Consider the following 1,592-nt stretch of genomic DNA (forward strand, 5'->3'; position numbering starts at 1 on the left):
CAGCCGGTGCCGTCGGCGTCGGCGGAGAAGGACTTGCAGCGGCCGTCACCGGACAGGCCGCGCTGGCGGCTGAAGTCGATGAAGGTGTCCGGGGTGGACATCACGGTGACGCCGCCGGCCAGCGCCATGTCGCACTCGCCGCTGCGCAGGGCCTGCGCGGCCAGGTGCAGGGCGACGAGCGAGGAGGAGCAGGCCGTGTCGATGGTGACGGCGGGGCCTTCGAGGCCGAAGGTGTAGGCGATGCGGCCGGAGGCGACGCTGCCGGCGGTACCGGTGCCGAGGTAGCCCTCCAGGCCCTCAGGGACGGCAGGCAGTCGCGTCAGGTAGTCGTGGTACATGACGCCGGCGAAAACACCGGTGCGGCTGCCGCGCATCGCGGCCGGGTCGATGCCGGCGCGTTCGAAGGCCTCCCAGGAGGTCTCCAGCAGGAGCCGCTGGTGCGGGTCCATGGCGAGGGCCTCGCGCGGGTTGATGCCGAAGACGTCCGGGTCGAAGTCGGCGGCGTCGTGCAGGAATCCGCCCTCGCGGGTGTACGAGGTCCCGGCGCGGCCGGGGTCGGAGTCGTACAGCGCGTCCAGGTTCCAGCCGCGGTCGGTGGGGAACGGGGAGATCGCGTCGACGGAGCCGGCGACGAGCCGCCACAGTTCCTCGGGCGTGGTGACGCCGCCGGGGTAGCGGCAGGCCAGGGCGACGATGGCGATGGGCTCGTCGGCGACGGCCGCGACGGCGGGGGTGGTGCCGGCGGGAGCGGGGGCGGCCCGGTCGCCGAGGAGTTCGGTGCGCAGGAACGCGGCGAGGGCGTTCGGGGTGGGGTAGTCGAAGACGAGGGTGGCGGGCAGCCGGACGCCGGTGGCCGAGCCGAGGCGGTTGCGCAGTTCGACGGCGGTGAGCGAGTCGAAGCCGAGTTCCTTGAAGGCACGGCCGGGGTCGACGGCGTCGGGGCCGGGGAAGCCGAGCACGGCGGCGACCTGGACACGGACGGTGGCCAGGAGCAGCCGGTCGCGTTCGGCGGCGGTCAGCGGCAGCAGCCGCTCGGCGAAGCCTTCGGCGGGGACGGCACCCCGATCGGCGGCGGTGCGGCGCGCGGCGGGCCGGACGAGCCCGCGCAGCAGCGGCGGGACCGTGCTCGCGTCGGCCTGGCGGAGTGCGGCCAGGTCGAGGTGCAGGGGGACGGCGGTGGGGTCGCCGGTCTCGCGGGCGGTGTCCAGGAGGGCGAGGCCCTCGGCGGAGGAGAGTGCGGTGACGCCGGCGCGGGAGATCCGCTCCAGGTCGGTGTCGGCGAGGTCGCCGGTCATGCCGCTGCGTTCGGCCCACAGGCCCCAGGCGAGGGCGGTGGCGGGCAGGCCTTCGGCGCGGCGCCGTTGGGCGAGGGCGTCGAGGAAGGTGTTGGCGGCGGCGTAGTTGGCCTGGCCGGCCGCACCGAGGGTGCCGGCGGCGGCGGAGAACAGCACGAACGCGGCGAGGTCGAGGTCGCGGGTCAGCTCGTGCAGGTGGACGGCGGCGTCGACCTTGGCGGGCAGGACGTGGTCGATCCGCTCGGGAGTGAGCGCTTCGAGGATGCCGTCGTCGAGGACGCCCGCGGTGTGGACGAC

1 protein-coding gene is annotated in these 1,592 nt (G+C 75.1%); it reads right to left on the bottom strand.

Annotation, left to right across the window (positions count from 1 at the left end; genetic code table 11):
- Positions 1-1,592, bottom strand: a 1,592-nt coding sequence (locus tag ACFV7Q_RS38840) for a beta-ketoacyl synthase N-terminal-like domain-containing protein (RefSeq protein WP_385435669.1), incomplete at both ends; no start/stop codon positions are given.

Origin of the sequence: Streptomyces sp. NPDC059851 (assembly GCF_042732005.1) — a bacterium.
Lineage (GTDB): Bacteria > Actinomycetota > Actinomycetes > Streptomycetales > Streptomycetaceae > Streptomyces.